Raw genomic sequence first — 7,737 nt, 5'->3', positions numbered from 1 at the left:
ATTTATACTCCGCTTGGGACGGCTACACGCCGTAGAGTTCGATTCTCACGCGCTCCGCTCAATCCCGCTTGGATTGGCGTTTAGCGGCCCGTACAAGCGTTTTCCTGGCCCAAGTGGAAACCTTTGGCTTTCCGGCCGCTTCCACCAGCTCATGCTCTGCGTCCGTTAATAGCACCAGGAACCGGGGTTTGCGTTTCTCGGCATCGGATACCTCCGGGCGTCCGGGTCCGCGTGTTGATTTAGCCATAATAAAAATATATTGAGAAATCGTGAAATAACCATTGTGTCCGAATGAATAATACTATATATTATTATTCATGGGTTGGCAATAGCAGTCAACAAAAAAACCCCGGTCAAGCCGGCAAGCCTGAACGGGGTCAAACACAACTAGGCTTTCGCCCAATCGCGTCTCGATAACCTGATTGTAGCGAAAGCCGCTGAAAAAGGCGACTTCGCAATGATCGTTTCAGCCTGCCAGCATGAGCATTTCAAAAAGAACGGCACCACGAAAAGCGGCGATATTCGCTACCGCTGCACCCTTTGCGGAAAGTCTTGGACCGAATTCACCCGAGCTTTTGACGGCATGCGGGTGGGCATGGACCTCGCCGTTAAGATTGTCAGCTTGCTTTGCGAGGGTGTTTCGGTTCGGGCGACGGCCAGATTGACCGGCACCAAGCCCCAAACCGTTATCGACCTCTGCAATCTTGTCGGTCGGCGCTGCGAACAATATATGGCCAGCACGATCAAAGACATACACGTTGACGACGTGCAAGTGGATGAAATTTGGCAGTTCATTTACTGCAAACACTATACGGCCAAAACTAAAAAGATTGTTGGCGGCGCGGGCGACTCCTATTGCTATACGGCGGTGGAACGAAATACCAAACTGCTTATCGCTTGGCACTTAGGCCGGCGCAATGAAGCCGATACGCACCAGTTTTGCGCCAAGTTGAACGACGCCACGACCGGGGCTTACCACCTGTCCAGTGATGGCTGGCAAGCCTATCCATTCGCGGTTCTGCGGCAAATCGGCAAGCGGGTCGATTACGGGCAAGTTATCAAGACGTTCAAAGAGCCGATCAAAGAGGATCGCCGCAAGTATTCCCCTTCCCAGATAATCAAAGCGGAAAAGCAATGGATAATGGGCAACCCGGATATGGACCGTGTTTGCACCAGCCACGCCGAGAGAATGAATGGGTCGATTCGCACGTTTTGCAAACGGATGGGCCGGTTGACCTACTGCTTTAGCAAGCGATGGGGCAACCACCAAGCAGCCCTGGGGCTGTTTTTTGCCCATTACAACTACTGCCGGAAGCATCGCAGTTTGGGCAAAATCACCCCGGCGATGGCGCACGGCCTGACGCATGAAGTTTGGTCAGTCCGACGGCTGATTGAGACTGTCATGGCTGTCGGCTAATGGTAGAATTCAAAAAACATGGCCCAAGGAATTGTGGGACACACTTAAAGGTACACAACCCAAATTCACGGTGGTGTGGCGTTGGCATACATTTTGCTCTTCAGAGGCAGCGGAGAGCCTATCCGCTGAACCCGCTTCGGTCGGGGCCGGAACAAAGAAGAGGACCTGCGTCCTGTATCGGGGCCGGCAATGGGAGAGGTTGATGCCGCGCAACCAGATTCATCGGCATCGTACAAAGGCAGCTAATTTCTCGGGTCGTGGAACAGTTTGAGGCATGGCTCCGGAAAGCCATTAAAAGAGAAGGGTAGCCGTGATTTGAGCGATCCGAGCTATTAATTAGCTGCCACATTTCGCAAGGCGAGTTGGGATCCCTGAAGAGGTGGTTCCAACTCGCCTGCGTTTTTTTGCATGTTGCAAAATCGAACATGTGTTTAATTACGCAACGCTGGCCGTTTCCTATCTGCCAATAAGTTACGCCCCTTTGGCCAATCGCGACGCTCTTTTCCAGCCGGCTATCGTCTCACATTGGTCCCGATGTCGCAAAGTGGGATCGAAAACGACCAGCCCACTGGTTCCCAAAGCCCCTCAACAAAATTTTTTGAAAAAAATCAGCCTCCGCCTTTTCTCGACATTGCGGCGGCATCACGTTCGCATCGAGAACGACATCCGGCCCCGCGATCATCGGTGTTCGTGATCACGATCATTGCCCCGGATGCTGAGAGAATCGTTAATTATTGGTAGAATGTGGGCAGGGATGGTTAACCGTCACGAGCGACGATTGAATTGGAATTGCTTCATCGTTGCGATTGGTAGCTCCAGGCGGTGTAAAAATCCTCCTGGCCAGCCTGAGGGAAGCCGAATATGAAGGCAGCGGCACGCTTCGGCTCATTTGTTTTTCTACTGGCGGCGGTCTACCGTTTGTCGGCCGAAGAAATCTCTTCCACCGCGCCTTCTCGGCCCGCAAGTTTAACGTCCAATTCCACTGCGCCCTCCGACAGCGCTTCGTCGAAGGCCTCCGCCGACGAACAAGTTCGCTACATCAACGACTACATTCACCAGGGCTGGCAAGCGCAGGGCCTCCTGCCGTCGCAGCCGGCCACCGACGGCGAATGGTGCCGCCGCCTGTTTTTGGACGTGCTGGGCCGCATTCCCAACGTCGACGAAGTAGAAGCGTATTTGCGCGACCACTCGCCCGACAAAAAACAGCACTTGGTGAATAAGCTCCTCTCCGACGACTACGTGGAAGAGTACGCCAACAACTGGAGCAACGTGTGGACCACCATTCTCATTGGGCGGCCGCCGGCGATGCCCGATCGGAAGTCGCTGGTCGATCGCGAAGGGATGCAAAAATATCTGCGCGATGCCTTCGCCCGCAATACGCCGTACGATCAAATGGTGACCGATCTGATTACCGCCGACGGCAGCAACAAGCCGGGCGAAGAAGATTTCCGCGGTGAAGTGAACTTCCTCATCGGCAACCTCGACGACAACGGCGTGAACGCCACGGCCAAAACCGCCCGCGTGTTTTTGGGCCTGCAAGTGCAGTGCACGCAGTGCCACAATCATCCGTTCAACGATTGGAAGCAAAACCAGTTTTGGGAATTGAACGCCTTCTTCCGCCAAACCAAGGCCGTGCGTGAAAGCCCGCGCCGTACCCCGGAGCCCGTGGCCGAGCTGGTCAGCCGCGATTTCAACGGCGAACCAGATGCCCACGGCGCAACCGACCCCTCCCAGGCCATTTTGTTTTACGAGCTTCGCAACGGGCAGTTGAAATCGGCCTATCCGGTGTTTGTCGACGGCACCGAAATCAATCCTGACGGCCGGCTGGCCAAAGTGAACCGGCGAACGGAATTGGCCAAGCTCGTCAAAGCGTCGCCGTTCCTGGATCAGGCCATTGTTAACCGCATGTGGGGGCACTTTCTGGGCTACGGCTTTACCAAGCCCGTGGACGATATGGGTCCGCACAATCCGCCTTCGCATCCGGAGTTGCTGGCCAAGCTGGCCGTCGATTTCGGCGCGCATAGCCGCGATTTGAAGCAGTTGATTCGCTGGATTGTGCTTAGCGAGCCGTACGGCCTGTCGAGCAAAATGGTGAAGGGGCACAACGAAAAGGACGATCCAACCAAGGGCGAAAAGCCCATGTTCAGCCATTTCTATCTGCGGCAGATGCAACCGGAGCAATTGTACGAATCGCTGCTGGTGGCCACCGCCGCCGACAACACGCTCCGCAGTTCCGAGGAGCAGGAACGGACCAAAAATCAATGGCTGCGGCAATTCACCATTACGTTCGGCACCGACGACGGCGCCGACTCCACCACCTTCAACGGCACCATTCCGCAAACGTTGATGATGTTCAACAGCGATTTAATTCGCCGCGCCACCAGCACCAGCCAGGGCGATTTTCTCGATCAACTGGCAGGCGACGCCAAATTGAACAATGCCGATCGCATCAACCGGCTGTTCATGGCCACGCTGGCCCGGCGTCCCACGCCGGAAGAAATCAATTGGGCCAACAAGCTGCTGGCGGCTCGCAAAGGCGACCCCGTCGGCGCTCTGCAAGATGTTTTTTGGGTAACACTAAATAGCGGCGAATTTATTTTGAACCACTAGGGAACAAATGACGAATAACCAAGCACCAATGACCAATGGGAGAAGGAAAAACGTAGGTGCCCGTATTGGTCATTGGGATTTGGACATTGGTCATTCATTCCCCGGCGCGCCGGGATTCAGTCATTAGACATTAGACGTTAGACATTAAGCCTCAGCGCCCCACACGGCCAGGAGAAGTAAACCATGTCTTTTTGCAACTGCCACGACGGCATGACTCGCCGTCACTTCATGTCGCACCTGGCGGGCGCCGCGGCCTTGGCCTCGCCGGCCATTGCCTTCACCAACTCGCTGTTGGCCAACGCGGCGGAGCTGAAGAAGAAAAACAAATCGTGCATCATGCTGTGGATGAACGGCGGGCCTGCCACCATCGACATGTTCGACATGAAGCCCGGCGCGCCCACCGCCGGCGCCTTCAAGCCCATTTCCACCAAGGTCGATGGCCTGCAAATTTGCGAGCACCTGCCGGAACTGGCCAAGCAAATGGATCAACTGGCCGTCATCCGCTCCATGAGCACCCGCGAAGCCGACCACGGCCGCGGCCGCTATTACATGCACACCGGTTACGTGCCCAATCCGACCATCGATCATCCCAGTTACGGCGCGGTGGTGGCTCACGAACTGGCCGACAAAATGCCGCAATTGGAAATTCCCCCCTTCGTTTCCATCGGCAGCGACAGCATTGGCCCGGGCTTTTTGGGAATGACGTGGGCCCCGTTCGTGGTCGATGCCAACGGCGATGTGAAAAACCTGAACGCCGGCGGCAACATGGAACGCATGAACGAACGACTCACCGTGCTGCAAGCCATGGATCACGATTTTATCAACGCCAATCGCGGCGAAGCGGCGGAAGACCACTTGAAGGTGATGAAAAAGGCCGTCAGCCTGATGACCAGCAAGCAAATGGCCGCCTTCAAAGCGGCCCAGGAGCCGGCCGACATGCAGGAGCGCTACGGTAAAACGCAGTTCGGTAAGGGCTGCCTCATGGCCCGCCGCCTCGTCGAAGCCGGCGTCCCGTTTGTCGAAGTCGACATGGGAGGCTGGGACACGCATCAAAACAATTTCACCACGCTGGAAAAGCAGAAATTGCCCGAGCTAGATAAGGCCATGTCGGCGCTGATCGCCGATTTGAAAAGCCGCGGACTGTACGATTCCACCGCCATTGTCTGGCTGGGCGAATTCGGCCGCACGCCGCGCATTAACGGCAACGCCGGACGCGACCACTACGCCCGTGCCTGGAGCGTCGTGGTGGGCGGAGCCGATTTCAAACGCGGCGTGGTGGTCGGCGCCACAAACGAAGACGGCACGCAGGTGACCACCGATCCTTACACGTCTCAAGACCTGATGGCCAGCGTCCTGAAGTCACTGGGCGTTTCGCTCGACACCACCTTCACCAGCAACAACGGCCGCCCGATGAAAATTGCCAACAGCGGCAAAGTGATAAAAGAACTGTTTGTGTGAATAGTAGGCGGCATGTAGCGGGCGGAAAAAACCCGACTGTGTCAGGCGGAGACCACCTCTTCTTACTCCGCCGGCTTGCCATGATCCAGGTGCTTGATAATTCCCCGGGCCCGCCCCTCGTTTGACGCGGCCACCAAAATCCGCGGAGCGGCGGACCAACCGAGGGCGTCACCCCCCAGGCCGGTTTCCAGATTGTCGCCGTCGACCATCGCTTTAATGCCGGCGTCTTCCAATTCCGAAACCATCAGGTGCGCTTGCACGCTGCTTTTGGCCCGATAAACTTCCACTAAATCTTCGGTTTCCATGGCACACCTTTCGTTCGAGAGGCAATCGTGCAGGACAGAACTTTACTCGTGCAGGATAGAATTTCACTCCCGCCTGCGATCGGGCGAACCGTTATCCTCCAAATATACCATTTGCCGGCGGCAACGCTAGCGTTTGGCGGGTCGTGATAAACGCCGTCCGCCGTTCACTTTGCGGCGCTCATTTCTTATCGCCGCCGGCGGGCTGCGCACCGTTTTCCTGCTGCAACTGGCTGCGGATGCCCATCAAAATGTCGTAATACTTCCAAGCCGCCGCGGCGTCGGGTTCTTGATGATGATCGGGCCGGAGCGTTAAATCACCGGTGGAAAGTAGCGCGGCTTTCACGTCCGGATTCTGCCGCACTTTTTCCCACGTGGCCGCAACGATCAATTTGTAATGCTCGCCCGGCTCGGCGGGCTTGTACGGCATTTGCTTGCCTTCGAATGTAACCCAATCGATGCCCATCTCCTTCATGTTCGCGCTGCCCAAGTCGCCCGCGTGCTTGGCGTCGAAGGCGGTCATGCCCGCCACTTCATCGCGGGTGTGTTCCCACTGCAAGCCGGGGAATTTCGCCCGCGCATCATCCGGCCCTTCCGGATATTTCATCGCCTGCCAAAAGCCTTCCAAGCTGGCGTATTTTTTGCCATGAAATTCAAACGGCGTGGCGGCGAAGTTGGAAAGCAGCCCCAAATCCGCCTGCCGCTTGGACAAAATCACTTCCCCCGGCCCGGCTTCCTGCGGCAAAATTTCCCAATCGGGCGCGCCTTCTTTGGGAACCGCCGCCCACCACCGCGCCGGATAGCGCCCGTCACGCAGTTCTTCCGGTTTTGCAGCCGCGACATCTGCCGCCACGGCTAGCTCCGTCGATTTCCCATCCGTCGTCGCTTGCGGTTTAGCACTCGACGGCGCGCCCGGCTGCGAATTACAACTCGCCAACAAAGTGAATGCCCCGGCAACAAAGAAAGACCATTGCTTAGCCATATTCCATCAAATCCGTTCCTGCTTTCTTGCTCTCTGCGTGTACGCGTCTCTGCGGTTAGTTCGTCCGTCTGTGCTTTAACGGACTCAATCGAACTTCCACTCCGGTTCATCCGCCGAATTAAAATACACCGCCGGCACGGGCACGTTCAGCAACCGCAAATACAGGCACAATTGCGCCCGATGGTGGACCATGTGGTTCAAGCACCACAGCCGCACAATCATGGCTTTGCTTTTAGTGTGCAGCACATTTTCCCCCTGTTTCAAGCTCCACGGCTTTTGTAAACCAGCGTCGTCAATTTTGGCCAGTGCCGCTCGGACCGCCGCGGCATGCTTGTCGAATTCCTGCAGCAAGTCCGCGCTGTTTTTCGGCTCGGTCCGCATTTCCGGCGGCTTGGCCATGTCGAGTTCGTCTTTGCTCAGCGTATCGACCATCCACTGCGGCAGCGTGGCCACGTGCATCGCCAGCCGGCCCAGGCTCATCGATTTCTCGTGCGGCTTCCAGCCGAAATCCTTTTCCGGCAACCGTTCCAAAACCTTGCGGGTAACGTCCAACTCACGCTCTAAATCTCCGAAGGCAATCTCTTTGATGGAAGCGGCGGCCATTTCATTTTCTCCAGAATGAATTTTTTGCCTGGAAGAAAGATGCAGAACTGGCTGTTCAAACTTTACTTGTAAGATACGCACGCCACGGCGTCCAGTAATGTTGTTGCCAACCGTGGCTGACGCCGGCGAAATCTTCGTCGGCCACGTTGATGTGGTTCAGTTCGATGCGCCCGCCTCCGGCCTCAGGAAAAAATGTCAGAATCAGCACCGAGTCGATGGCTGTAGGCGGAAAGTGCACCGATCGCCACGTTTGCACAATCAGCCGCTTAGGCTCGACGTGCAAAATTTTGCCGCTGATCTTGCCCTCGAAGGCCCGAAACTCCGCCCCCGGCTGCGGCCCAATCACCACCGGGTGGCCCGTGAAA

The 7,737-nt window shown here is 56.4% G+C and carries 7 protein-coding genes; 3 read left to right on the top strand and 4 right to left on the bottom strand.

Annotated features, from left to right (window positions below; translation table 11 throughout):
- Nucleotides 1-457: 457 nt before the first annotated feature.
- The 3 genes from VMJ32_11435 to VMJ32_11425 all read left to right on the top strand — a co-directional run bounded on the left by VMJ32_11435 (nucleotide 458) and on the right by VMJ32_11425 (nucleotide 5,485).
- The gene (locus VMJ32_11435; protein HTQ39635.1) at nucleotides 458-1,417 is read left to right on the top strand and encodes a hypothetical protein; all 960 of its coding nucleotides are present in this window, start codon (nucleotides 458-460) and stop codon (nucleotides 1,415-1,417) included.
- Between the two features lie 861 nt (nucleotides 1,418-2,278).
- Nucleotides 2,279-4,027, top strand: coding sequence for a DUF1549 domain-containing protein (locus VMJ32_11430; protein ID HTQ39634.1), 1,749 nt, complete (start codon nucleotides 2,279-2,281; stop codon nucleotides 4,025-4,027).
- Nucleotides 4,028-4,210: 183 nt separating this feature from the next.
- The gene (locus tag VMJ32_11425; protein HTQ39633.1) at nucleotides 4,211-5,485 is read left to right on the top strand and encodes a DUF1501 domain-containing protein; all 1,275 of its coding nucleotides are present in this window, start codon (nucleotides 4,211-4,213) and stop codon (nucleotides 5,483-5,485) included.
- Nucleotides 5,486-5,547: 62 nt separating this feature from the next.
- Here the strand turns inward: VMJ32_11425 and VMJ32_11420 are convergent, their stop codons facing one another.
- The 4 genes from VMJ32_11420 to VMJ32_11405 all read right to left on the bottom strand — a co-directional run.
- Nucleotides 5,548-5,790 carry a DUF2007 domain-containing protein gene (locus VMJ32_11420; GenBank protein ID HTQ39632.1) on the bottom strand — a complete coding sequence of 81 codons (243 nt, stop codon included), beginning with the start codon at nucleotides 5,788-5,790 and terminating at the stop codon, nucleotides 5,548-5,550.
- Between the two features lie 178 nt (nucleotides 5,791-5,968).
- On the bottom strand, nucleotides 5,969-6,769 hold the full coding sequence (locus VMJ32_11415) for an NADAR family protein (GenBank protein ID HTQ39631.1): 801 nt from the start codon (nucleotides 6,767-6,769) through the stop codon (nucleotides 5,969-5,971).
- 84 nt (nucleotides 6,770-6,853) lie between these two features.
- Nucleotides 6,854-7,372, bottom strand: a complete 519-nt coding sequence (locus tag VMJ32_11410; protein ID HTQ39630.1) for a DinB family protein — start codon at nucleotides 7,370-7,372, stop codon at nucleotides 6,854-6,856.
- Between the two features lie 55 nt (nucleotides 7,373-7,427).
- The coding region (locus VMJ32_11405) for an SRPBCC domain-containing protein (protein HTQ39629.1) at nucleotides 7,428-7,737 on the bottom strand (310 nt) is incomplete at its 5' end.

The sequence above is a fragment of the Pirellulales bacterium genome, assembly GCA_035499655.1.
Taxonomy (GTDB): Bacteria; Planctomycetota; Planctomycetia; order Pirellulales; family JADZDJ01; genus DATJYL01.
Note: the sequence above shows the minus strand (reverse complement) of the source record. Positions and strands in the feature narration are given on the sequence as shown.

What these genes read in the sequence shown, in the direction of transcription:
- VMJ32_11435 (HTQ39635.1), top strand. Translation starts at nt 458, where the DNA reads ATGATCGTTTCAGCCTGCCAGCATGAGCATTTCAAAAAGAACGGCACC.
- VMJ32_11430 (HTQ39634.1), top strand. Translation starts at nt 2,279, where the DNA reads ATGAAGGCAGCGGCACGCTTCGGCTCATTTGTTTTTCTACTGGCGGCG.
- VMJ32_11425 (HTQ39633.1), top strand. Translation starts at nt 4,211, where the DNA reads ATGTCTTTTTGCAACTGCCACGACGGCATGACTCGCCGTCACTTCATG.
- VMJ32_11420 (HTQ39632.1), bottom strand. Translation starts at nt 5,790, where the DNA reads ATGGAAACCGAAGATTTAGTGGAAGTTTATCGGGCCAAAAGCAGCGTG.
- VMJ32_11415 (HTQ39631.1), bottom strand. Translation starts at nt 6,769, where the DNA reads ATGGCTAAGCAATGGTCTTTCTTTGTTGCCGGGGCATTCACTTTGTTG.
- VMJ32_11410 (HTQ39630.1), bottom strand. Translation starts at nt 7,372, where the DNA reads ATGGCCGCCGCTTCCATCAAAGAGATTGCCTTCGGAGATTTAGAGCGT.